Consider the following 24,614-nt stretch of genomic DNA (forward strand, 5'->3'; position numbering starts at 1 on the left):
GGCTGAATTCAGTAAGCGTGGTGCGAGATGAGACCGTCCGCCCGAATTGGCGGGATGCCACATAGTTCGGCTCTGCGTCCGAGTCGAAACACGCTACGCGTCGGCACAACGCGCGGCACCGAACATTTCCACGGGCCGGACGACCGGCTCCTCGACCCAGGCTTCGCGAGCGAACCAGTTGTGATTGGTACGACAGTCCGGGCAATGAGTATTGCCATAAAACACAACGCTCCGCAGGAAAGTCTCACGGTCGGACTTGATACCAGTTGGAATCACACGACCGGTTTGCGGGCATTTGACCATGACCATACCCATGTGAGCCTCCCTTGGAAATTTATTCGTTGTTGAAGCGAAGAGGACCGGCCGGATGGAGAGCGTCGTCATCAGTGCGGGTTACTTGGGGGGCATCGCGCACTGGGGGTCGTTTGTTCGAGCAAAGGGCGGCGTGCTCGTGACGGTGCTTCTCCAACCGGCCGGATCGCTGCTTGAGCGATTCCTTGGATGCTGCCGGAATCTGGCTCGGCAGCGCGTGAGGATCGATTATGCGGCCGCGCCCGAGAACTCCTTGGGCGCCATTGAAAACTGGCCTAACTGAGCGGATGCGGAATTGTGTCTCGCGACGAAAACGATCATGTCGCCCGTGATGGGCCAATCGGCTAACTCGATCACTGGCTTCGCTCCCACGCTCGTCTACCAGGCAAATATTTGTTGTCGGATTTTAATGTGCAAACTAAAATCGGCGCTGTCGGTCTGGTTTGCGACTCTTGTTCAGATTTATTTTGTGCCGTTGTTCGTGCGGCGAGGAAGGCAACTGAAGGCGTCGGGCTCAACAGCGCCAGGCCCTTGATCGACGGCTTCCGTCCCCTCTATCGCTTCGATGCAATGTGCTTCTTTGTCTTTGAATGGTCGCGTCCGGTTCGAAGATGAAACAAATTTTTATTATATGGTAAAGATATAATTGCGTTGTTAATTGCCGCCAATGGCGTAAGCTGATTTCTTCAGATTTTTCGGTCGGAGGTGACGATGTGGGAATCAATTCATAAGCACGATTCCGCCTCGGCTGCGCAGCAATTGGCCCAAATGCACGAGGAATTAGCGAGCATCGGCGAAAAGGAGCGCGTTCTAAGAGAGCGGAGTGCTGCTCGAGAAGTTTACCGGTATTTGCTGGAAGCTCACCGGTTGATCGCGCGGACGAGCTTTCTCGAAGAACAAGTGTTGAATATTCCTCCACCTGCGGCGGGCGAGGGCAGTCAGCTGGCGGCATGACTGGGGTCAGATTGTCATTTTGAAACGAAGCGCAGCCGGGGACGTGCACCCGCGCCGAGGACTTGCATCGCGTAGTGGTCAGGCTGAATTTCTGGGCAACAGCAGTTCGTTTGATCGCGGTGAACAATGCATCTCAGGAAGTTGTCGCCGCCGCGTCGAGACCACGGCGAGACAGATATCGTTCATATTGGTCGGAGCCGTGCTGGAAAAATCATCGGTAGAGATGGCGTTGAAACCGGCCGTGGGTGCAGTCTTCGCGCTGCTGGACGGTCGATCAGTGCTTTTCAGCGAGACAAGTCAGAAGATCTATGAGCTGGACCAGGTGGGGGCATTCATTTGGTGCAAGTTGGCGCAGGGCGCTTCTTTGGAAGACGTCCATCGGGAACTCGGCCGGCTAGGCATTGATGAGCACGCAGCGCGCCAGTTCACGCGGCAGGCCATGAACATCTGGATCGATCGGGGGTTGCTCGACATCGACTGGCGAATGCCGGCCAATTGTACCTTCTCAGCGGATCTGGGGCGGCGCAGGATCAATGTCCGGGCCGCAAACTGGGACCTCTTGCAACAGTTGATCCCGCTGTTTTGCGCTCTGGACGACAACGGCGGCGAAGAGGATATCGTGATCGAGGCAATGGTGCTGGACGATCAGGTATTCTTCCGTGGGAATGATGCTCGGGTCCACAGGTGCGAAGCTGGTGCCCTGGCACCTACAATCAAGGCTCACATCACCGAGCGACTTATCCGAAGCGATCGTTGGGTTTTCGCGCTCCACGCCGCTTCTCTCGCGAAGTGCGGTACGGGCTTGCTGCTGTGCGGCCAACCGGGAGCCGGAAAATCGACTCTTACACTGCGGCTGGTGAACGCTGGATTTCAGTATGCCGGTGATGATGTTGCGCTGATCGGGGCTGACGGAACGATCTGTGGAATCCCATTTGCCCTCACCCTCAAGGAGGGGTCGTGGGAGGCGCTGTCGCGACTATATGGCGATTGGAACGACGTGACGCATTGCCGGCCCGATGGCGCTCAGGTGCGGTATTTGCCAATTCCGGATGCGCACAACGGATGCCTTTCCGCCAGCTGGATCGTCTTTCTGAACCGGGTTGCAAGCGGCCCCGTCGAGCTGACCCCGTTGGATCAGCTTGGTTCGATGAAGCGGCTCATTGACGGTGCATTTGCCGCGGACGGGAGACTGTCACAGGCCGGCTTTTTTGCTTTGAAGCGTATTGTTGCGGGCGCGCGATCGTTCCAACTTACCTATTCCGAGTCCGCGGAGGCTCGGGGGCTGCTGATGGACTTGTGCAATGGCAAGGCATAGTGCGGCACTGACGAGCCTTTGCAATTGCTTGCGAGGCATGCCGCCAGTCGATGTAGATTGGACGTCCGTAATCGGGCTCGCAAATCAGACGTTGACGACGCCGGCGCTTATCGACTTCGTTGACCAATTCGAACCGGAGTTGCCGGAAGACGTCTGCACGTATATCCGCCAGATCCATCGGCGAAATTCGCTGCGCAACGATCGGTTGGCAGGTCAATTGGAAGAAGCAGTCGTTGCGATGAACGGCCAGGGAGTTACGCCGGTGTTGCTCAAGGGGGCAGCGACACTGGCTACCACGCCCAAGGAGCGACGAGGCGTTCGGCTGATGTGCGATCTGGATATTATGGTCATGCCGGACGAAACTGAACGTGCAGTCGCCGCGCTAGGCGCGATTGGCTATGGAATACGTCACCAGGCTCCTCCCGAAGGCGAGAGATGGCACGTCGACCTGAACCGGTCGCGCGATGTCGGAACTATCGATCTGCAGGGGGCCGCTCCCGGCCCGGCGTACCTCTACCATAGCTCCGGACATGCGCTAAATCATTGTGTCCCTGCGCTGCTGGGTCGGGCAAGCGTATATATCCCAACCCCAACTTACCGAGCGCTCATGTTGATCATCCATGATCAGTTTCAAGACTACGGTTATTGGCTTGGCGACCTCGATCTGCGGCATCTTGTTGAGTTGCGCGACCTGAACAATTCCGTCGATGGCCTGGACTGGAAGGAGCTTGCTTCTCATGTCTCAGGCGAATTGATGAAGAACGCGTTTGAAACCCAGTTGCTCGCTCTCGCTGTGCTGCTCGGGGTCGAAGTCCCGTACTCGATGCGCTCCCGACTGATTCCTCGTCTGCAGCTCATGCGACAATTGATGCAAGCACGCTTCCCGGCCACACGTGTGCCCTTCCTCGCAATGACGTTCCTGGACCTCAGAAATTACCGGAGGGAGGCGGTCACCCGCTATACGCAAACCAGCGTGCACCGGCCTGGATTGTGGTCCATGCCAAGAGCGAACACCTTACAGTTTTTGTTGAGGGCGGCCACCGCGGTTCGTGTGGGAAAGGTCTAAAGCCAGCGACGGTCAGACGAGGGCTTTCGAGGGATTGGCGGCAGATTTCATGCACGGAACGGTTTTCAATCAGCTGCGGTCCCTAACCAGGTCGGCATATGGCTTCCGAAATCCGCAGGGGCCAAAACGTTTCAGGCAGCCTAAATCTGCGCAGTTGTGCGGAGCTAGGAATGCCCTCGACCACCAGCATTCCGATCGGACGATTCGCTGTTCTCGCGAATCCTGAACTCTTCGAGCGTGTGCCCTGATTGGAGCGCCGCAACCAGCCAGCGAGGCTGTTTACCGCGTCCCGACCAAGTCTCCGTCGGCTGAAGTGGATTGAAGTATTTAGGCACGACCTTCGGGTATTTGCGGCGCGGCGGCTGGCCCGTTCCCGTTTCGGCAGCACCGCTTTCAGCTGCGGCGAATTGCTCCGGCTGGTTGAGCTGCGCAAGCCGTTTTTCGAGTTCCCGCTTCTCGGCCGTGATCTTTTCGGCAAGTATCTTTGTTAGCTCCTCGTGGAGGAGCCAAAGTTCTTCAAAGTCCATGGCTTCGAGATCTTGCCGATGCAGCATTCTCGTCACCGTTTGCCTGACCCCTGGTCCATCATCCTCACCTTTCGAGTATCGTTGTTCGAGCGGCGAATGAAACGATGGACCAAAGTCGGCGCTTCAATTGACGCAACAATAAATAAATAGTATATTATTTAATAATTATTGCGAGGATTATTTTATTAATTGGCTCGACGAGTGAGCAAAAAGTGGCGGTAGGCACAAGAGCAAAATGGATATTGTCGATTACCCTCTCAGACGTCTTGAGAATTCGATCAGCCGATTTATCGTTCCCTCGGCTGCATTGACGGACGTCCGGGCTCTGAAGGAGCAAATTGAGCTTCGACGGCGCGCGCTCAGCGACATCGAGGCGATTCGCTTCCAATTGCAGCTGACGGAAGGGCGCATCATAAGAAGTTTCCCCAGAAGGGGGAGAGGCCGCCTCGCCCGCCGCGCACATTCGCTGAGAGTGCGGCGTGGCAGATTGGGCTTGCGGCCCGCCTAATTTATTCCTTCATTTTTGGAATCGTCGCTTGCCTGCGGATGCGGCTCCACGTACGGCGACGCGATGTTCGCTTCCCCGCAATTAAATTCTGCGGATAGCTTATTTTTCCGCCTTGATTAGCGCCGATTACTTAGTTAAGTGGAACGCGAATTTCGGTTCGGTTCCATGCATTTTTTATGGAAAGCTGACACTCGGACTTGATTAATCAACCGGGGCGGTATCAAATGGGCGCAACTACAGGATGCTCGCATGACGACTAAGAAGCTTGAACTAGAAGCAATGTCCCTCGACGATCTTTGGTCGCTTCATGAGGAAATTAGCGGGATTTTATCAGCCCGGATTAAGGCTGAAAAGCAGGAACTAGAGAAGCGGCTGGCGGTGCTCGGGGGCGGTATGGGCACTTTTGCCAATTCCTCGACGGGACCCGAAATTTCGCCTACCGGAAAGCCCAGACGCAAATATCCGCGCGTGCTCCCGAAATACCGCAATCCTCAGACGTCAGAAACCTGGTCGGGTCGGGGAAAGCGGCCACGATGGCTGGTTGCAGCTATAAAGTCGGGCCGCAAAATCGAGGAGTTTCGTTTAGGCGAAACAAATTCGAGGGTGCGGCAGCGGGCGTGATTTGATCCGATCGCACCATCCGGTCTCGCGCGGCTGAAAAGGGATTTGCCGGGCGGCCGCCAAGAGCAATGCAACTCAACAGGCATTGCGACCCCGCAAAACCTCAAGAGGAGTCCGAAGCAGGATCTCGAGATCAAGCCGAAGACTCCAATTGTCGATGTACCAGAGATCGTACTCCACACGTCTCTCAACCATGGTCGCTGTAGGCGTTGGTCCACGGCAGCCATGGATTTGAGCCCATCCGGTCAATCCGGGTCTCACTCGGCGCCGGAAGGCGTACTTCCGGACGAGCTTGTCGAACTGTCCGTCGTGAGCCACGGCATGGGGGCGTGGGCCTACTAGTGACATGCTGCCGTCGAGGACATTCAACAACTGCGGCAGCTCGTCGAAGCTCGTTCGCCGTAGCCATCTGCCGACCCTGGTGATGCGAGGGTCAAGAGGCGTTGCCTGAACGACGACAGGCCCATTCTCAAGCACATGCATCGTCCGAAACTTTCGGATGGAAAATATTCGGCCATTGAAGCCGCATCTTTGTTGCTTGAAGAGGATCGGACCGGGAGAATCTAGTCTGATCGCGACCGCAGCTATCGCGAGCAATGGTGCAAAGACTGTCAAAGCAAGTCCCGCACCGATAATATCAACTATTCGCTTGCTGGCGCGCTCGATTGCGGTGAGGGGGCCGGGCTGGATCTCTACGCAAGCGGCACTTCCCAGGCTCCTCGTCGGATGTCGAAGCAGTTCGGATGCAGCACCAACCGGGACGAACACGATAGGGAAAGGTAGCACCCTCAGGTCGGAGATGAAGGCACGAAGGTCGGCCCATCGTTCGGGATTGGCCTCCAGCACGATTTTATCGACTTCGGAGTTACGAATATGTTCGATCACGCAGGAGCTGAGCCGCTTTCTGGAACCAGGGTCCGAGCCCATCGCGGGCAAACCAAAGCGGCCCTTAACGCGATAGCCGAGGACCGCGAGAGTCTCCGACAGGCCAGCATGAGCCGAGGGCGGCTGATCGGTGATCAGGACGAGATTCGTCCGAGCGAACCTCCTGCCACTGAAGCATTTTATCAGCAGTATCCTGGCAACGCACCGTTGCGCAATCAAAGATGCCAGGCCGAGTGCCGCAAACAGGAGGCCGGTACCTCGGAAGAACTGTGGATTGTCATCGAGCATCTCCACAGCGGCGACCAGGACATGCAACAAGATCCAGGTGAGGCAAATGGCGCGAACTTGGCCTCGGAGTATGAGGAGTTCGGTCGGCCGATACAGTCCCCTGCCTTTCAGAATGTAGACAAAAGATACTGATGCTGCTGCCGCGTAGGCGCATGTCTGGGCTAGGCCAACTGGTGCCGGGCTGCCGGGTGAAAGAAGCGCGGAAAGGAAGCCGGCGAATAGAATGGTCGCGATATCGGCGCAGATCGCTACAAATTCGACAGAGTCGTATCGGACGGGCCATTTGCCTTCATCAGCAATGGACGATTGTGAGCTGACGAGAGTTAGATCGCTCTCATGGTCGCCGATATGCCGGTTGATAAAATTCATGGCTAATCAACAAGGAATGCAGGCGGTTAATAATTAATATACTATAAATTTAAATATATTAATCAACCTGAATTCGTCGCAGATTCGATAAATTTAATCGGAGTCCGCTGAACGCCCCGCGATATTAATCAGGGCCGATCTGGGTGCGGTCGAGCATACTGCTGAAAAACGGCTATGGGCCTCGCGAGCGCAACTTTTGAACGTAACCTGGGTCGAGCTCCGAAATCGAGCTCTCGGCAAAGGCCCTGCCGTCTGCTGATGCCGACTGGTATGCGGTGGCGATGGCTGGCCGGAGTGCGGCCCGGCCGGTAATGGCAACTTTAAGGTCGCGTCGGATAAGATCTCGAAGCTCAGGCTCCTTGATCGCAGCATCAGTGCTGAGAGCGACGGATAGCCGTAGTGGAATAAGATCCAGCGCGTTTGGCGCAGTATAGTAGGACATCTTAAGTAAGCTTGTCGTGTCATAAGTCGCCGCGTGCTGCTTTGAAAGCGCCGCAAGCATGAGCCAAACGTCGCCTCGCAGGGGTGAGTATTCCAGCACTGCAGAGAAAGCATTCAAGTCCGCGGACCGCCCGGTGTTCTGCGGGTCCGCAGCCTTGTCAGACTTAAGGCGCACAGTTGCAGTGAATCCATTCTCGCGCGAGGATTGCAGTGCTGAGGACCAGACTTCGTTCGAGCCGGCAACCGATGTAACTGAGAGGCGATCGCCAAAAGGCGAGCTTGGCGAGACCATCCAAGCTGCTTGAGCAGCTAACAGCAATCCGATCACTGTCAGAGCAACGCGTGCCAGAGGCCATGGCGAAGCGAGGGTGGTTGAAGGAATTCGTCGTGCTGCCGTGGTTCGGTCGCTGGCTTCCTGCGTAAGCTGCCGCAACTCGATGGACTCCACGTCGCGGGCTGTGCCGGACAGGCTCTGAGCAAAAGCCAGGCCGTAAACCGCCGCCACCAACAGCGATGCCCATAAATCGAAAAAACTATTTTCGGCAAACGCCAGTATTGTCAACGATACGGAAGCGCCTGCGCCGACCGCCGGGTATAAGTAAGCGTGATTGCGAGACAGGGCGCGCCCGAACAAGATGCAGACGCTGATGACGGCGACTATCAACAGGCCGCAGAGGAACGTGCGTCCCATCTCGACCGCGACCGCGGCGGCGGCGGTCGGCCGTTCGCGCATTGCGAGCATGCCTACGTCCCCATAAACCGGCAGAAGCGCAACAAACGTGCCTGCACCGGTCCCGATCGGGTGAGTGTCCTGTAGCATCCGCTCAGTCGCTGCCCGAGCCTGCGTCGACAAGGCAATCGTCAGGTCAGCATTCCGATTAACCGGAACGAAAGTGAAGCCGGCGACGAACAACATGGCGGCAGTCGCGAGAACACCAGCTCTGCCCCACAGGCCAAAGAACCATTTGCGAATAGCGACCACCGTGAGGATGGTTGTCACTCCAAGCAGAACGGCAATCAGCGCGGTCGAACCGCTACATAGCGCGATCGCTGCAACGGAGACGATCAACGATAGAATTGCGCAGCTAAGAATGGCGAGCGGTCCTGTCGGCGAGCGAGGGGACCGTCTAGGTCGCCGCAACTGATCGACCGCACGGATAGCCATTGCAGTGGAGAGAAGAACACCAAGTGCCGCCGCGGTCGAGCCGGTCCAAACTTGTTCGGCGGGCCAGGAGCCACTCAGGTTGTTGTTTCTCCATATCGAAAATACGCAGCTGACGGCGGTGATCGATACAAGGATATAGAGGACCTGCGCCGCCCGATGTTTGTCCAGAGTAACGAGTGCGGTGACGAGGGCCGCAGCGATGACAAGGTTGTAATGTGAAAGCGCCAGTATCGTCTCGCGGACATCAACCGAGAACCTCTCTGCGAGAGGTTGGTCTAGGGCTGCCGACGCTGTCGCCCAGATCTGATTTCCGAGGCCGCGAAGCGGGATCGGAATCAACTGCAAGACGATCCAAAGCACGGGTGCGGCGAGAGCCAGAATGAACAGGGGCCGCAGAAGCTTCGCGAAGCAGGCGAGGGTCGACGAGGTGGAGAAGAGTCCGACGGCCAGTATAGCTGCCGCAAGAATGCCCGATAGCACACCTGAAGCTCTTAGGTTCTCGGCCGCAGCAATGGCCGCAGGCACAGCGAGCATTGTAGACTGGACAACCATTTTACACCATCTCTGACTCTGACCCTCTTAAATCGGAGAGCATATTGCAGAAGGCGCTGTCTCCATCGTTAGGTCCGACGTATGTCAGAGAAAATCATCCTAAGAGTCTGACAAGCCATATCTAACGTAGTGGCTGTCATCGTAGTAATCACTTCGGTGAGCGTCATACCGTGCCATTGCCCTTATGTCGGTCTTGTTGAGGACCACGCCGATCAAGGAATCGCAGATGGTCGGCGCAGTATGCAGGGCATGCTGAACCACATCGATTTTCGTCCGCCCCCATTCGACAACGAGAACGTAGCAGTCGATCAGAGGCGCGGTGACGCGCACATCCACCAGAGGCGAGAGTGGAGGGAAGTCCACAATGATGTAGTCATAGGTCTGCCGCAAACGCTCGAATAGCTTGCTTATGTTTTCGGCAGAAAGGATCTCGCTCGTGTGAAGCAGGGGCCCACGGCGGACGGCGGGCAAGAATGCGAGATTAGTTCTGGGATCGTGCCAGAGCGCCTCTTCGAGGGAACGCTTGCCGTTTACGACTTCGAGTAAGCCGAAAGAGGCGTTCGGAGCCATAGCAGCAGAAAGTGAGGGGTTTCTAAGGTCGCAGTCGACTACAATAGCCCGCTTGCCGCTATGTGCGATGAGGTGAGCCAGAGAGGCTGCAATCGTCGTCTTGCCCTCATTTGGCAGAGCCGACGTGATACCGATCACCTGGTTGGAGGCCTTCGCGGGGGTATGGTCTATAGCAAGCTTGATCGAACGGATGGCTTCCGTGAAGCGCGAGAGCGGCATGCCGATAACGGCTCGGTGAAGCGTCGGCAGGTTTGACATCGTGCGTGATCGCAGATCTTCATCCAGTTGCTGGGATCGGACGGTCGACTTCTGCGCCTTCGGAGATGACAGCAAGGGGACCAGCGACAAGCACGGTAGCTCCAGTGCGGCCTCTATCTGTGACGACGTACGAAAAACTCTGTCCACAACATCTCTCAGAAGAGCCAAGCCGATTCCGAGTGCGAGTCCGGCGGCTAGGCCGAAGCCCAGCACCAACTTTGCCTTCGGCTTGCTTTTGCGCTCTGGCGGGGTGGCGGGAAAGATCACCCGTGTTTCCGAAATCGGAAATGTCTCCTGCTGAGTCGCCCCCATGGAGTGCTGCAGGAACGCTTCATGCATAGCGCGCAGACTTTTCGCTCGGCTCTCCAACTCCCGAATCGTTAGTTCTGCGGAGTTGGTCAGGCGCGATTGCGAGACGGCTCGAGCAAGTTGCTTCTCGAGTTCTTGCTGGCGCTGCTGAGCAGCTTCCAATTCGTTTCTGCTGGTCTCGGCGAGCCTCTTGACCTCTTCGAGGATGGATGTGCGAATGTCACGTATCCGAGTCCGCAGGTTGACAACCGCCAAATGGTCGCGGCCGAACCGGACTGACCAATCGGCTTCGCGACGTGACAACTCGAGATATTGCTGCCGAAGCGTATTGATAATCGAACTCTGGAGGACATCGGCGCTCGCCGCGTCGGGAGCGCTGATGGTGGATGAGCCAGCCGCATTGGCGCGCAGGACCGCTTCGAAGCGATTGAACTTGACCTGTGCATCGGAGGTCTGGGTTCGGGCGGCTACCAGTCGGGCGTTGAGGTCGTTGACGGGCTGTTCGTCAATCGATTTTCCGCCGGTCGAGACGATGTTGTTCTGGGACTTATATGCGCTCACGGCGCGTTCGGCCGTCAGTGCTTGCTCATTGAGGTTATGGAGACGTTCCTGCAACCAACTGGCTGCCGTTCGCGTGGCCTCGAACTTCGCATTCATCTGGTCGTTGATGTAGGCATTAGCCACGGCGTTAGCGATCTCCGCCGCGCGTTCCGGATTGCTCGAACTGTAGCTGATCTCGATGATCTTGCTAAATCCGATCCTGTAGGCGGAGAGCCTATCCAACAACGCATCGATCGCGCCTTCCTTAGGCGTATCAGTCTTCGAAGCGTGCTCCGGCTGCTGGCCGGGGTTTCGAATGCGATGCAGCAGCGAGCTAAAGGACCACCGCGAACCGGTAAAGTCTGGATCGTTGGCGAGTTCCAGCTGCGCTATGACCGCCGCTGCAATTCCCCGCGACCTTATCATTTGTAGTTGCGTTTCGATCTGCGCCGCGTCGACGACGGGCTCCGGAACAAGCGACTGCTGCTGAACGAATTGAGCTCGAGGATTGGACAGCAGGATTTGTACTTGAGCTGTGTAGGTGGGGGGAGCGAACCGCAGGTAGAACATCGCGGCAGCGAATGCGAGAGCCGCAGTGACGACGATCATAAGATATCGACGCCTTACAAAGCCGACCGCGAACTTGACGAGATCGCCGATTCCTCCGCCGTTGATTTGGCTCGACTGGGCCTGCTCGCCTAGAGGCAAGCGCGTTCTGTCGGTCTGTAGAAGATTGCTCTGGAGCATCGGGTACCTGTCTGGATCGGGCGCATGTCGAATTGGCACGCGCGCATACGAGCGCGGGTTATGTGATTTATTAATTGAATATACCGCAAAAGAATATGATTGCCAAATTAAATGTTATTCTGATATTAATTGGACGATTGTTGCGGGAGAGCATTTCTTCGCGATTTGCCGTGGTTGCCCAGCGGTAGCCGGCGATTGAAATTAAATCAGATGTAAATTCTGATTGTTAAAGGATGGCTCGACGGGACCCATCATGAAGGTGCAAAGCTTGTCGGGCCTCGCTCATTATTCAACGACGGCCGAACGTTCGAATGGGCCGCTTTTTTGCTGGCGTGGCGAGGCGTTGCGAGTCCGGCTCGAGGCCTTCTGGCAGGTCTGAGCACCACGTACCGGAGGACGTTTCTATGCTGGAAGTACGGTCTTTAGGGATCCCAGATATTAAGATGATTCACACGGATCGAGTATCCGACAGTCGGGGTTACTTCTGTGAGACGTTTCGGCGATCGGCGTTCGCAGAGAAAGGGATTCTCGTCGATTTCGTTCAAGACAATCAATCCAGCTCAGACAAGGTCGGGACAGTCCGGGGTTTGCACTTCCAGCGACCGCCGTTCGCCCAGGCCAAGCTCATACGAGTGCTAAGCGGCGCCATTCTCGATGTCGTGGTTGATCTTCGGCGTTCGTCGGCGAGCTTCGGAAAGCATATAGCTGTCAAGCTGGATAGCCAAACGGGGGAACAACTGCTTGTCCCGAAAGGCTTTGCACACGGTTTCTGCACGCTGCAACCTGAGACCGTCGTGTTCTACAAGGTCGACCAGGTCTACGCTCCGAGCCATGACGGAGGGCTCTATTGGGCCGATCCGGCACTGGCGATCGAGTGGCCGGTGACAACAGCCGACGCCCAAGTGTCGCCAAAGGACAGGTCCCTGCCCAAGCTGGACCAGCTTACGGCCGTTTTCGAGTGAGGGAGAGCGGTCAGATGCGCGTTTTGGTGACTGGGGGAGCGGGATTTATCGGCTCTGCGGTGTGCCGTAGCTTGGTGCTGCAGAGGGGCGCCGAAGTGATCAATGTCGATAAGCTGACCTATGCGGCCAACTTAGCCTCGTTAGCGCCCATCCAGGGGCTACAGTCATATTTGTTCGAGCAGCAGGACATCTGCGACCGCGAGGCCATGGATTTCGTGTTCAGCAGCTACCAGCCTGACGCGATCATTCACCTCGCGGCCGAGAGTCACGTCGACCGCTCGATCACCGGCTCGGCGGCTTTCATTGCCACGAATATCGTGGGCGCCTACACGTTGTTGGAAGCAGCCAGAAAATATTATGAGGGTCTCTCGGTACCACGACGAAAGCGGTTTCGTTTCGTTCACGTCTCGACAGACGAGGTTTACGGTTCACTCGGACCCGCTGACTACTTCCGGGAGGAAACGCCTTACCGGCCGAGCTCGCCCTATTCTGCGAGCAAGGCAGCCTCGGATCATCTCGCGCTTGCGTGGTTCAAGACCTATGGCCTACCGGTCATTGTGTCGAATTGCTCGAACAACTACGGGCCGTTTCAATTTCCAGAAAAACTCATCCCTTTGACGATTCTCAATGCGATCGAGCGCAAGCCGCTACCGGTGTATGGCAACGGCCGAAACGTCCGCGACTGGCTGCATGTTGAAGATCATGCAGCAGGCTTGATCGCGCTTCTGTTGGAAGGCAAGCCCGGCGAGAAGTACAATTTCGGCGGCGATAGTGAACGCTCCAACCTCGACGTGGTGACCCAGATCTGCGACGTCGTCGACAGACTTTATCCCGGTCCGGCAACGAGACGATCGATGATTACTTTCGTGCCGGATCGTCCGGGACACGATGTCCGCTACGCGATTGACGCATCGAAAGCTCACCGTGAGCTCGGCTGGCGACCCACAAGGACGTTCGAGCAAGGGCTGACCGAAACAGTCGCATGGTATCTCAAGAGCCGCGCGTGGTGGGAGCGTGCCCGCAGCGGGGTTTATGACGGCTCACGTCTAGGGCTCTTGGCTACACAACATTGAGGCGGCAAATGACGGAAAAGCCCATTTTGATTGCTGGTCGCAACGGTCAGTTGGCAAGGTGTCTTCATGACCTCGCGGTGCTGCACAGCATGCCCGTGGTCTCCCTTGGACGCAGCGAATTCAATCTGGAGGCTCATGGGGAACTCCGTCGAGCCATCGATCCATTCGCACCGTCCATGATCATCAACGCTGCCGCTTACACGGCGGTGGACCTAGCAGAATCGGAAGTAGCAAGAGCATTCAGCATTAATCGCGACGCAGCGGCCGCGTTGGCCGATGTCGCATGGCAAATGAATATACCATTCATACACATCTCAACCGACTATGTCTTTGACGGCACAAAGCTGGATGCTTACGAGGAAAGCGATGTTCCTGCGCCAATGAATGTGTACGGCGCATCGAAGCTCGCTGGCGAAGCTGCCGTTCTAGCGGCTCATCCGCTCGCAACGGTAATTCGCACTTCATGGCTATATAGTCCCCATGGCAACAACTTTGTTCGGACGATGCTGCGGCTCTGTGAATCGCAACGAGTCGTCAGAGTCGTTCAGGATCAATGCGGAAATCCGACTTCCGCGCTCGACCTTGCGTCGGCGATCCTTCAGCTCCCGGCGCGGCTACTAACCCACGATCGTAGAGCCATGGCCGGCATCTTTCATCTTGCCGGACAAGGTGAGACGACTTGGCATGGGTTTGCCCAAGCGATCTTCGACTTGCTCGCTCATCGCGGAATCCGAGTGCCGCAGCTTGAGGCTATCACGAGCGAACAGTACCAGATGGCCGCGCGCCGGCCCCGGAATTCGCGCCTCGATTCATCCAAGGCCGAACGCGTCTTAGGCATTCGATTGCCGCTATGGCTTTGTTCTCTCGAAACTTGTCTCGACCAACTCGTGGAAGGTAGCATCGATGCTGAAAGGAATTGTGCTGGCCGGGGGCAGCGGAACTCGACTCTATCCAATCACGAGGGCAGTCAGCAAGCAGCTACTGCCCATCTATGACAAGCCGATGATCTACTATCCCTTGTCGACGCTGATGCTGGCAGGCGTGCGCGAGATTCTTATCATTACCACGCCATCAGATCGGTGTCAGTTCGAGCGCTTGCTGGGGGACGGCAGTCAATGGGGAGTTAGGCTCAGTTACGCGGAGCAGCCCCGACCCGCTGGACTTGCGGATGCGTTCATTATTGGCGCTGACTTCATCGGGAGCGATCGCGTTGCGATGGTGCTTGGAGATAACATCTTCTTTGGCGACGGCCTGAGCGAAATGCTCGCAAGGGCTGCCGAGCGTGAGGAAGGTGCAACCGTTTTCGCCTATCATGTACGAGATCCGGAGAGGTATGGCGTCGTTACGTTCGATGAGGGCGATCGCCCGCTGCGAATCGAGGAGAAGCCGAAGCAGCCGAGCTCGAACTGGGCGATCACGGGTCTCTATTTCTTCGACAACAACGTCGTGCGCTACGCACGGCGCATCGAGCCGTCGTCGCGCGGCGAGCTCGAGATCACCGATCTGCAGATGCGGTATCTTTCGGCCAAGGCGCTCCATGTCGAGCGGATGGGACGGGGGTTCGCTTGGCTAGATACCGGAACAGTGGAGTCGCTAATCGATGCGGCTATGTTCGTGCAGACGCTCGAAAAGCGCCAGGGAATGAAGGTTGCCTGTCTTGAGGAAATTGCGCTGAGGCAGGGCTTCATCGAGCGCGACCAGATCGAAGAGTTGGCGCGACCATTGGAGAAGAGTGGTTACGGTCAGTATTTGCGCGAGATCGGGTCTCTCCTGACTTGAGTCTCGGGCTGAATCATCCGCAGACATTGGAACGAGTTAACTCATGGTTCTTCGATGAACATCAGCCCGATCAAGAGTGGGACTTTGATGCCCGATTTTTCGCAAAATTCCCCACTGGTGCGCTATGCGCTCAGAGGATTGGAGCGCTGTTGGCTACCTGAACACGGCTGCTGGTCTCACATCTATCATCTTGACGGGCGCGCTTCGCCGAATGAGTCCCTACGGCGCAGCGATGTGTTCTACACGCTTAACGTTCTGCTCGGAATGTCGAGGATAAAGGAGGTTCCCGGCAGCATCAGTCTATCGGAGATATTCTATCGAAATGCGATCCAACTCACCGTCCTTCCCGTGCCAAAGTATGCACTAGGTATGGCTCTTTGGGTTTCCGCAGAGCTCGGCTTTGAGGTACCCGAGCAGGTGAGGCGCGAAGTGAAGGTGCTCTTCAGTGATCAGGCGGGATGGAAGGTGCTCCGCGCCCAGGATCTGGGTATGCTGTTGACGGGAGTTGTGGCTCAGGCCAAGCGCGGCGACAAGGAGTGGGCGCATTTCGCTGCTCCGCTCTATCGCTTTCTCGAGGAGCGCTTCCGTACCGGATCGGGTATATTCTTCGACGTGCCATCGGGGTTTCGGCGGCGCTTCGCGTCGTTTGCTACCCAGATCTATCTCTCAATTGCGTGCTATCACTACGGCGAGTTCGCGGGCGAGTCATCCGCACTGGCCATGGCGGACGCCTGCGTCCGCAAACTGATTACGCTTCAAGGCCCCAACGGCGAATGGCCATGGTTTTTCGATGCGGTTAGTGGCCGCGTGCTTGATTTCTATGAAGTCTACTCGGTGCATCAGTATGGCATGGCGCCGGCGCTGCTGGAGTGGGCAGAGCGCTATCGGGTTCCCGGAGCGCGGAATGCCTTGATCAAGGGATTCAATTGGGTGTTCGGCGAGAACCAGCTTCGCCGCTCGATGTTGGTACCCGACCTCGGGCTGACCATCCGGTCGCAGATTCGAAAGCAGGAGCTGACGACGCGAGTGCCCAGAATGCTGCGCTCGGTCAAGAACGCCTACGTCGGACGGGAGGCCGGGCTAATTGAAAGTTCCAGGGTCGGACTTCGGCTGGAATGCCGCAGCTATGAACTGGGGTGGATATTGTGGTCGTTTGGCCAGCGTGGTGACTTGCTGGAGCTGACTCACAACTCGGCCTTTGGCAAGGTTGCTGTACCAGCCTGAAGCGCGGGCATGATGTTCGTGCGACCGGCTAACGGTTCCACGCGACTGTCCGTCGATTGCGCAACAGCGACAGCATCGTGATGGTCCGATGGATTCGTACGGCACACATGACGGCAATTGCCTTGGTGCAAGCTCCGATGCCATAGAGCCGGTCGCTCGTTAGAACGGTTATGACGCCTGCTGCGGGCGATGCCAGAACAAGCAGAGCCTGTGCAATCCACCGCAGTCTCCATGCCGGCCTATCGGCGGTCATGTTGCGGTAGTGCAGAATGTGTCGGTCCCACTTGAGGTAGAGCTCCCGGAGAGAGCTCCTAGCCGGGTGAAAGACGATCATTTCCGGGACGTACCGAAATCGAAGCCCGGCACGCTGCGCGCGTTGTCCCCACTCCATGTCCTCCGCTACGTCGATCCCTGCGAACGGACCGACGGAATGGAAATCCCGGCGAAACATCGCCATGTTGCCAGTGCCGCAATAGCCATCGCGCTCGATATAGAGTTTGAATCGATAAGCGAAGACGCTCTCGTAGGCCGCGATGGCATCCAGGTGTGGCTTCTCGCCCTGCCAGATGCGGACATCGCCTCCGAGCACTGTCCCACGAGGGAACGAATGCAGTGAGCGCCAAACGCTGCTCAGCCAATCCGGATGTGCCCTGCAATCGGCGTCGATGAAGGCAAGCACCTCGCCGCTCGCAGCAGCAACCCCGGTGTTGCGCGCCGGGCCAGGCCCTGGCTGCGCCTCGCGCAACAGTCGTACGCCCGGGTATTGAGCAATGACGTCGGTCGGCAAGGTTGCGGAGCCGTTGTCAACGACAATGATCTCGAACGAACCTCGGGGAATGCTCTGCGCCTCGAGAGTGGCCAGGCATGTTTTCAGCGCGCCTGGTTGATTCAAATGAGGAACAATCACCGAAATCGTCCGACATTTAATGTGCATTTAATTTCCTCCGCCGCCGACGACTGCGACTTGGTCGTTGACGGGCACTTTCGGCCTCGTATTTAAGTTCAAAATATAATCGCAATATAACTTGCAAATAAAATCGCCGCCATTATTATCTCGATATTATTTAAGTTCAATTGGAAATCGGTCTTTCGCTCAAAGCGAATCTTGGCCGGGGAGGAACCCATGCGTGCTTACTTTCTGGGGTGCCCCATCGATATCTTGACCATGGCAGAGACTGTCGACCTTGCTCGTAAGGCCATGCGAAACCGTCAGCGTCTGCAGCATGTGGCGCTCAACGTAGCGAAGTTCGTCAACATGCGCTCCGATCCAGTGCTTGCCGCTGATGTCGCCAACAGCGACATTGTCGGAATCGACGGCATGGGAATCCTTTGGGGTGCGCGGGTGCTTGGTCTGCCGGCAACGTCGCGAGTCACCGGCGTAGACTTACTCAGCGAGTTGCTGAAAGTGTGCGCGCAAGAGGGCCTGCGACCGTATTTTCTGGGAGCCTCACCCGCCGTCGTGCAACAGGCGGCGCAGCGTGTTCGGGACGAGCATCCTTCGCTTGTCTTTGCTGGGGTGAGGCACGGTTATTTTTCCAGCGAGCAGGAGAACGAGGTCGTCCGCGATATTCGGTCCAGTGGCGCTGATTGCTTGTTCATCGGCATGCCCACACCTCGCAAGGAACGTTTTCTTGCGGCCCACCGCGACGAGCTCAGCGTGCCGTTCATCATGGGCGTGGGCGGCGGGTTCGACGTTCTCGCGGGCTCAGTTCTGCGAGCTCCCACTCGCATGCAGCAATTCGGCCTCGAATGGTTGTATCGCATCTATCAGGAGCCCAGGCGGATGTGGTGGCGGTATGCCAGGACGAACACGCTATTTGCGGGAATCTTGACGCAAGCCTTCATGTGGCAGGCACTTAGACGGTCGCCTGGCATGTACAGTGTGCTGCCCCCCGGGGCAGGTCGGATCGGAGGGTGAGACGTGCGAAAGCATTTTCTCATCCTGTTGGGAACCAGGCCGGAAGCGATCAAGCTATTTCCCGTCATCAACCGGCTCAAGGCCGAAAAGAACAAAGACATCGCCCTCACGGTCTGCGCGACAGCGCAGCACAGGGAATTGCTCGACCAGGTTCTCAAGGTGGCCAACGTGGTCCCGGATTTCGATCTCGACGTCATGACAGTGAATCAGACGCTCGATAGTCTAACCGGCCGGCTATTGGCGCAGATCGGAGACGTGCTGGAGAGGGTGAAGCCCACCAGAGTGATCGTCCAGGGCGACACTGCGACTGCCATGGCAGGTGCGTTGGCGTCGTACTATCACCGCGTTCCGGTCTCACATGTCGAGGCGGGACTGCGAAGTGGAGATATCTTCGCACCCTGGCCCGAGGAGGTGAACCGCAAGATTGTCGGCTCGATCGCCGATCAGCATTTCGCGCCGACGGAGCGTGCCGCGCGAGCGCTGCGGGCGGAGAACGTCTCCAAAGATCGCATTCATGTTACTGGAAATACGGTCGTTGACGCGCTGATCCTCGCGAAAGCCATGGTAGAGGCCGATCCGCAGCTCTCATCCCGCTGGGACGGAATCAAAAAGCGTCACGGCAACCGCCGCATTATCCTAGTCACTTGCCATCGCCGCGAGAATTTCGGCGGGGGCGTTTTCAACGTCGTCAATGCACTGGAGACAATCCTGAGCAGGGAGGACGTTGCCGTCGTACTTCCGGTTCACCCGAACCCGAATGTTCGCGACGTGTTCGCGAGCCGGCTCGCCGATCATCCACGTGTCGTACTCATTTCTCCCCAAGAGTACACCGATTTTGTCAGCCTTCTGTCGCTGTCGTATTTGGTGCTCACTGACTCAGGAGGCGTGCAAGAAGAGGCGCCGACGTTTGGAAAGCCTGTCCTTGTCATGCGCGAGACGACGGAACGTCCGGAGGGCGTCGAGGCCGGCACCGCACGACTGGTCGGCGCGAACTACGATAGGATCGTCCACGAAACATTCCGTCTTCTTGACGACGATGGGACTTACTCGGCTATGGCTCGCTCCCATAATCCATTCGGTGACGGGCGGGCGAGCGAGCGGATCGTGAAGGTGCTTCTTGATGCCTGAATTCCATAAAGTCGCTGTCATCGGACTTGGCTATATCGGCTTGCCGACAGCCGCGCTGATAGCCAGTCGCGGCCTGCAGGTGGTCGGGGTGGACACAAAGGAATATGTGGTCAGGACGGTTGGTTCCGGATCCATTCACATTTCGGAGCCCGATCTTGATGGTCTCGTTTCCAAAGTGGTGTCGAGCGGTGCGTTGACGACATCAAGCGAACCGCAAGCCGCCGACGTCTTCATCATCGCGGTACCCACACCTATCGACGGAAACAATCGGCCGGATTTGTCCAACGTGAATACCGCGGTCGAGTCCATACTCGATCTGCTTCGGCCGGGTAATCTCGTCATTCTCGAATCGACCTCGCCCATCGGAACGACTGAAGGAATCGCGAAGCGGATTAGCGAACGCAGGCCCGACCTGAGAGTTAGTGTCAACGGTCATGAGGATGGTGCAATCTACGTCGCTTATTGTCCGGAGCGCGTATTGCCCGGGAGGATCTTGAGTGAACTCATCAACAATGACCGATGCATCGGGGGAGTGACCCCCGCCTGCACTCGGCGGGCTCAGCGCTTCTATAAGATGTTCGTTCGGGGTGCGTGCGTTGCAACCACCGCGCGCGCAGCCGAGTTGGTCAAGCTCACGGAGAATGCGTTCCGCGACACGAACATTGCATTTGCCAATGAGCTCTCATTGATCTGCGACAGGTTCGACATTAATGTTTGGGAGGTTATCGATATTGCCAACCGTCATCCGCGCGTGACGGTGTTGCGACCGGGACCAGGTGTGGGCGGTCATTGCATTGCCGTCGATCCATGGTTCATCATCGACTCTGCGCCGGACCTCGCGCGCCTCATGCGGGCGAGCCGCGAGGTCAACATTGCCAAGACGGAAAGCATTATCGAGCGAGCCGAGGCTCTGATCGACGATCATCCGTATGCAAACGTGGCTTGCTGCGGGCTGACGTTCAAGGCAAATGTCGATGATTTGCGCGAAAGCCCGGCGATGGAAATCGCAGTACACCTCGCGAAGAAGTACGGGGAGCGCATCAAGCTTGTCGAACCGAATCTCCGGCGGTTACCGCCCGAACTTGCCGACTATCAGTCCGGATTCTTGAGCATCGACGAAGCATTGCGCACGTGTGAGATCGCCCTTCTCCTGGTCGATCACGACGAATTCAAAATGGTTCCACTAGCCGAACGCCGACATCTCGACGTCATCGACACTCGGGGCATATGGCAAGATATGCCTGCGCGAACGTGAAGCTGCCGAACCCTCCAGAGGCGAGACCACCGATTTGATACCCTTCTTTGACTTGAAAGCACAAGCTCAGACGGTCGGGTCGCAAATTGACGTTGCGGTCGCGCGCGCTATTCGAGACGAACGGTCTAGATGGAGACATGAAGCGAGCTCTTTCGAGAAACGCTTCGCGGATTACTGCAATGTCGCCTGCTGCTGCGCCGTTAACAGTGGCACATCGGCGCTCCGTCTCGCGTTGCTGGCCGCTGGCGTGGGGCCGGGCAATGAGGTGATCACGGTCTCGATGAACTTCGTCGCGGCGACGGCCGCCATTGTCAGCTGCGGTGCAACACCTGTCTTTGTGGACGTTGATCCAGTTACCTGGACGATGAACCCTGCTCTGATCGAGGCTGCGATTACGAACAGAACGAGGGCGATCCTGCCGGCCCATCTGCATGGGCTCATGGCGGACATGGATCCAATCATGTCGATTGCCCGCCGCCATGGTCTCTTTGTAATCGAGGACGCTGCGCAGGCGCATGGTGCTGTGTACAAGAGCAGGCGTGCCGGCTCGATCGGGGATTTCGGCTGCTTCAGCTTCTATCCCGACAAGAATCTCGGAGCTCATGGCGAGGCCGGAGCAGTTGTTACCGATCAGCCGGAACTTGCGCGACGCGTGTCCTTGCTCCTCGATCGAACGCAGGAGGACCGCAGTCATGTTTTCGCAAGATGCGATGATCGAATAGACGAAGTTCAGGCAGCAGTACTAAACGTAAAGATCGAGCACATCGAAGCCTGGACCGAGGCACGTCGATCGATCGCCGCGCAGTATGATCAGGAACTGTCCAATCTGGCACTTGCGCGCCCGCGGCCACCCAGCCACAGCAGGCATGTCTATCATATCTACGCCCTTAGGCTTCGGCATCGCGATCAGACTCTTGCCATGCTGGACCGCGCGGGAATCGACGTTGGCATTCATTACTCCGTTCCGGTCCATTTACAACGGAGCTACGTAGAACTTGGATATCGCGTCGGCGATCTGCCTGTAAGTGAGAGGCTTGCGCGTGAGTTTCTATCGCTTCCCATTTATCCCGAGCTGTTGCCGGAGCGACCCGGCACTGTTGCCGCCGAAGTGAGAAAGGCCGCGACACGAGAGACGGGAATATTCCGAAGCAACTGGGCATTTCAGGACAAAATGCCTCGATATGGCCGATTAGCCTAGAACCAGGAGAGCGGTCGGGATGGATCTCAAGGGCAAACGCGTTCTCGTTACCGGAGGTGCCGGATTCATCGGTTCGCATATCGTAGATTTGTTGTGCGACGAAGGCTGCGTCGAGATCGTCGCGCTCGACAATATGACGACCGGCCGACCGGAGAATCTTAGGAAGTCGTTTAATCGAGGACCCGTGCGATTGGTCCGCGGCGATTTACGCGACACCAAGTTGGTAGAAGCTCTTGTAAAGGGAGCCAACATCATCTTTCACCAAGCTGCACCATGCAGCGCCCATTGCATGGCCGAACCGCGTCTTGCCATGGAGGTCATGGTGAACGCTACCTTCGACCTGCTTGAACTTTGCGTCAGGTATGACGTCGAGAAGTTCATCGCCGCGTCCTCCGCTTCGGTGTACGGCGCGGCGGAGGAATTTCCGACGACGGAGCATCAGAACCCGTATGGAAACCGTACCGTCTGTGGAACAGCGAAGGTCTGCAATGAAGGCCTGCTCCGCGCTTATAACGATATGCACGGTCTCGACTATATCGCTTTGCGATATTTTGACGTGTATGGCAGCCGAATGGACGTGCACGGTCGATATGCCGAGATGCTGATCCGCTGGATGGAGGAAGTGGAGGCTGGAACGCCGCCGGTGATAGTCGGGCACGATCAGCAGACCTTGGACTTAGTGCATGTCCGTGACGCAGCACGCGCAACCATCCTTGCGGCGAGGGCAAAGGTCAGCGACGAGGTGTTCAACGTGGGGAGCGGCATCGAAACAAGTCTGGTGCAGCTCGCTTCGGTCTTGGCCTCCGTTATGGGCCATGACGGCGTGCTCCCGCAAATCGCACCCGAGCACTCGATCAATCCTGTACCGCGCCGCGTGGCGTCGACAGGCAAAATGGAACGTCTGCTAGGCTTCCAAGCCACGGTGCCGCTCGAACTCGGACTGACGGAGTTTGTGAAGTGGTGGCGCTCCGAACGAGGACTTGCGACCGCGCGGCAACGGCAGGCTCTGGCTTCATGAGTCCCCTTGCTGTGCCACAACATCCAGTGAAGAAGCCGTGCATGCAGCCATCCTGGCGCTGCACTTTGCGTGCTCGAGACGATCTTCCCGATAGGAGGGCCGGCGCTTGACAGGGCGCAAGCCGAAACACCGAAGCCGGGCAGAATTTGATTCATAAAATTGAGTGCGATGGAGAATGGCAATGCGAGTTCTTGTAACAGGTCATCTTGGCTACATCGGCACGGTCTTGACGCCAATGCTGGTCGGCGCCGGACACGAGGTGGCTGGAATGGACAGCGACATCTACTCCCGGTGTACATACGCCGCCGGCGGTAGCATTCTCGAGGTCCCGACGATTTGGAAGGACGTCAGAGACGCGGAGGTTGCGGATCTCGTTGGCTTCGACGCTGTGCTGCATCTAGCCGCGCTCTCCAACGATCCGCTCGGTAATCTTAGGCCTGAACTGACTGACCAGATCAATCATCGCGCAAGCGTTCGCATGGCCGAGATTGCGAAACATGCCGGCGTGCGTCGTTTCGTGTTCGCCTCTTCCTGCAGCAACTATGGAAAAGCCGGCGAGGAAATGATCGATGAGACAGCCGCGCTCAATCCGGTGACGGCCTACGGAGAATCCAAGGTAGCCTCCGAACGTGATATTTCGGCGTTGGCCGGCGACGGGTTTTGCCCGGTGTATCTGAGGCCAGCGACAGCGTACGGAGTCTCACCGCGACTGCGCTTCGATATTGTCCTGAATAACCTTGTTGCATGGGCGTTTACGACAGGAAAAATTCACCTGAAATCGGATGGCTCGCCCTGGCGGCCGATCGTCCACATCGAGGATATTTCTCGAGCTTTCATAGCCGCATTGGAGGCGCCTGCCGAATCCGTTTTCAATGAGGCATTCAATGTCGGTCAGACTGCTCACAATTATCGAATTCGGGATCTAGCCGAGATCGTCGCGAGTGTGGTGCCGAATTCCACGGTGGAGTTTGCCGAAGATGCGAGTCCAGATGAGCGGTCCTACCGAGTGAGCTTCGAAAAGATCCGCCGCAAGTTGCCAGGGTTCCAGCCGCGCTGGGATGCTCGGATGGGCGCCGAACAGCTCTACAGGGTCTACCGTTCGTCAAAGTTGACTTTGGAGGAGTTCGAGGGGCCGCAATATCAACGCATCGGCCATATTCGGAAGTTGCTGGCGGAGAGAATTCTTAGTAGCGACTTGCGCCGCACGAGACTGCAGCTCGCAGCGGTGTCGTGAATGCTCAGCTCGCTGTAGACGAAAGCCGGGTGAGCAGGAAGCCAGCGGGTAACTGCTGTCGCGCCCGTGGTTCCGCTAGCGCAGGCCCGCGCTGATTGGCTGGATTCGGGCGTTGCTTCGGCCCTGCACGACGCTTTGGCGATCGTCGTGCAGAGGGCGCCATCGCCGAATTTGCCGACAATGTCGCGGGTGAGGCATTGCAAGGTCGCATTCTCTTGAAAATCACCAAATAGCGAAAGCTCTCGAGTAGCGGCCAGCCGAGCTTCATTAGGACTATTAGCCGAGAAGCGCTCTGGCGTTGGGAGGAGCCGCGATAGTCGTCACCTTATTTTGAGCCAAAGCCGAGAAATTTAGATTTGTTAATGACCCGCCGCCAAAATACGGACAAATGAAAATAA

The 24,614-nt window shown here is 57.2% G+C and carries 22 protein-coding genes; 16 read left to right on the plus strand and 6 right to left on the minus strand.

Annotation, left to right across the window (positions count from 1 at the left end; translation table 11 throughout):
* Window positions 1-93: 93 nt before the first annotated feature.
* Window positions 94-315: a hypothetical protein gene (locus AAE027_RS10020; RefSeq protein ID WP_370987610.1), complete on the minus strand. Its 222-nt coding sequence runs from the start codon at window positions 313-315 to the stop codon at window positions 94-96.
* 52 nt (window positions 316-367) lie between these two features.
* On the opposite strand from AAE027_RS10020, the gene AAE027_RS10025 reads away from it, so the two are divergent.
* From AAE027_RS10025 to AAE027_RS10040, 4 genes are all read left to right on the plus strand, one after another.
* Window positions 368-595, plus strand: a complete 228-nt coding sequence (locus AAE027_RS10025) for a hypothetical protein (protein WP_370987611.1) — start codon at window positions 368-370, stop codon at window positions 593-595.
* Between the two features lie 428 nt (window positions 596-1,023).
* The gene (locus tag AAE027_RS10030; RefSeq protein WP_370987612.1) at window positions 1,024-1,266 is read left to right on the plus strand and encodes a hypothetical protein; all 243 of its coding nucleotides are present in this window, start codon (window positions 1,024-1,026) and stop codon (window positions 1,264-1,266) included.
* A 199-nt stretch (window positions 1,267-1,465) separates the two neighbouring features.
* Window positions 1,466-2,581, plus strand: a complete 1,116-nt coding sequence (locus AAE027_RS10035; RefSeq protein ID WP_370987613.1) for a serine/threonine protein kinase — start codon at window positions 1,466-1,468, stop codon at window positions 2,579-2,581.
* Window positions 2,582-2,618: 37 nt separating this feature from the next.
* Window positions 2,619-3,647, plus strand: a complete 1,029-nt coding sequence (locus tag AAE027_RS10040; RefSeq protein WP_370987614.1) for a nucleotidyltransferase family protein — start codon at window positions 2,619-2,621, stop codon at window positions 3,645-3,647.
* A 164-nt stretch (window positions 3,648-3,811) separates the two neighbouring features.
* Here the strand turns inward: AAE027_RS10040 and AAE027_RS10045 are convergent, their stop codons facing one another.
* On the minus strand, window positions 3,812-4,201 hold the full coding sequence (locus AAE027_RS10045) for an H-NS histone family protein (RefSeq protein WP_370987616.1): 390 nt from the start codon (window positions 4,199-4,201) through the stop codon (window positions 3,812-3,814).
* Between the two features lie 730 nt (window positions 4,202-4,931).
* Between AAE027_RS10045 and AAE027_RS10050 the strand changes: the two genes are divergently transcribed.
* Entirely contained in the window at window positions 4,932-5,303 is a 372-nt protein-coding gene (locus AAE027_RS10050) for an H-NS histone family protein (protein WP_091878358.1), read from the plus strand.
* A 75-nt stretch (window positions 5,304-5,378) separates the two neighbouring features.
* Here AAE027_RS10050 and AAE027_RS10055 read toward each other — a convergent pair whose 3' ends face one another.
* From AAE027_RS10055 to AAE027_RS10065, 3 genes are all read right to left on the minus strand, one after another.
* Entirely contained in the window at window positions 5,379-6,845 is a 1,467-nt protein-coding gene (locus AAE027_RS10055) for an exopolysaccharide biosynthesis polyprenyl glycosylphosphotransferase (protein ID WP_370987617.1), read from the minus strand.
* A 172-nt stretch (window positions 6,846-7,017) separates the two neighbouring features.
* A complete protein-coding gene (locus AAE027_RS10060) occupies window positions 7,018-8,985 on the minus strand; it encodes a hypothetical protein (RefSeq protein WP_370987618.1) in 1,968 nt (655 codons plus the stop codon).
* Between the two features lie 117 nt (window positions 8,986-9,102).
* On the minus strand, window positions 9,103-11,427 hold the full coding sequence (locus AAE027_RS10065; RefSeq protein ID WP_370987619.1) for a polysaccharide biosynthesis tyrosine autokinase: 2,325 nt from the start codon (window positions 11,425-11,427) through the stop codon (window positions 9,103-9,105).
* Between the two features lie 404 nt (window positions 11,428-11,831).
* Here AAE027_RS10065 and rfbC point away from each other — a divergent pair, with 404 nt between their 5' ends.
* The 5 genes from rfbC to AAE027_RS10090 are packed head-to-tail and all read left to right on the plus strand — an operon-like array spanning window position 11,832 to window position 16,465.
* The gene (gene rfbC / locus AAE027_RS10070) at window positions 11,832-12,389 is read left to right on the plus strand and encodes a dTDP-4-dehydrorhamnose 3,5-epimerase (RefSeq protein ID WP_370987620.1); all 558 of its coding nucleotides are present in this window, start codon (window positions 11,832-11,834) and stop codon (window positions 12,387-12,389) included.
* Window positions 12,390-12,403: 14 nt separating this feature from the next.
* Window positions 12,404-13,462, plus strand: coding sequence for a dTDP-glucose 4,6-dehydratase (rfbB, locus tag AAE027_RS10075; protein ID WP_370987621.1), 1,059 nt, complete (start codon window positions 12,404-12,406; stop codon window positions 13,460-13,462).
* Between the two features lie 8 nt (window positions 13,463-13,470).
* Window positions 13,471-14,457 carry a dTDP-4-dehydrorhamnose reductase gene (gene rfbD, locus AAE027_RS10080; RefSeq protein WP_370987622.1) on the plus strand — a complete coding sequence of 329 codons (987 nt, stop codon included), beginning with the start codon at window positions 13,471-13,473 and terminating at the stop codon, window positions 14,455-14,457.
* On the plus strand, window positions 14,366-15,241 hold the full coding sequence (rfbA, locus tag AAE027_RS10085; protein ID WP_370987623.1) for a glucose-1-phosphate thymidylyltransferase RfbA: 876 nt from the start codon (window positions 14,366-14,368) through the stop codon (window positions 15,239-15,241). The genes rfbD and rfbA overlap by 92 nt, the downstream gene beginning before the upstream one ends.
* 54 nt (window positions 15,242-15,295) lie before the next feature.
* On the plus strand, window positions 15,296-16,465 hold the full coding sequence (locus tag AAE027_RS10090) for a hypothetical protein (protein WP_370987624.1): 1,170 nt from the start codon (window positions 15,296-15,298) through the stop codon (window positions 16,463-16,465).
* Between the two features lie 28 nt (window positions 16,466-16,493).
* Here AAE027_RS10090 and AAE027_RS10095 read toward each other — a convergent pair whose 3' ends face one another.
* Entirely contained in the window at window positions 16,494-17,399 is a 906-nt protein-coding gene (locus AAE027_RS10095) for a glycosyltransferase family 2 protein (protein WP_370987625.1), read from the minus strand.
* A 189-nt stretch (window positions 17,400-17,588) separates the two neighbouring features.
* Between AAE027_RS10095 and AAE027_RS10100 the strand changes: the two genes are divergently transcribed.
* The 6 genes from AAE027_RS10100 (at window position 17,589) to AAE027_RS10125 (ending at window position 24,216) form a co-directional block, all read left to right on the plus strand.
* Window positions 17,589-18,383, plus strand: coding sequence for a WecB/TagA/CpsF family glycosyltransferase (locus AAE027_RS10100; protein ID WP_370987626.1), 795 nt, complete (start codon window positions 17,589-17,591; stop codon window positions 18,381-18,383).
* A 3-nt stretch (window positions 18,384-18,386) separates the two neighbouring features.
* Window positions 18,387-19,511: a non-hydrolyzing UDP-N-acetylglucosamine 2-epimerase gene (gene wecB / locus AAE027_RS10105; RefSeq protein ID WP_370987627.1), complete on the plus strand. Its 1,125-nt coding sequence runs from the start codon at window positions 18,387-18,389 to the stop codon at window positions 19,509-19,511.
* A complete protein-coding gene (wecC, locus tag AAE027_RS10110; RefSeq protein ID WP_370987628.1) occupies window positions 19,504-20,766 on the plus strand; it encodes a UDP-N-acetyl-D-mannosamine dehydrogenase in 1,263 nt (420 codons plus the stop codon). Before wecB ends, wecC begins: the two co-directional genes overlap by 8 nt.
* A gap of 34 nt (window positions 20,767-20,800) precedes the next feature.
* Complete coding sequence (locus AAE027_RS10115) at window positions 20,801-21,964, plus strand: DegT/DnrJ/EryC1/StrS family aminotransferase (RefSeq protein WP_370987629.1); 1,164 nt, start codon at window positions 20,801-20,803, stop codon at window positions 21,962-21,964.
* Between the two features lie 19 nt (window positions 21,965-21,983).
* Window positions 21,984-22,982, plus strand: a complete 999-nt coding sequence (locus AAE027_RS10120) for an NAD-dependent epimerase/dehydratase family protein (protein ID WP_370987630.1) — start codon at window positions 21,984-21,986, stop codon at window positions 22,980-22,982.
* Window positions 22,983-23,163: 181 nt separating this feature from the next.
* Window positions 23,164-24,216, plus strand: coding sequence for an NAD-dependent epimerase/dehydratase family protein (locus AAE027_RS10125; protein ID WP_370987631.1), 1,053 nt, complete (start codon window positions 23,164-23,166; stop codon window positions 24,214-24,216).
* The last annotated feature ends 398 nt before the right edge of the window (window positions 24,217-24,614 follow it).

It is taken from the genome of Bradyrhizobium sp. DN3 (assembly GCF_041357655.1).
Classification (GTDB): Bacteria; Pseudomonadota; Alphaproteobacteria; order Rhizobiales; family Xanthobacteraceae; genus Bradyrhizobium.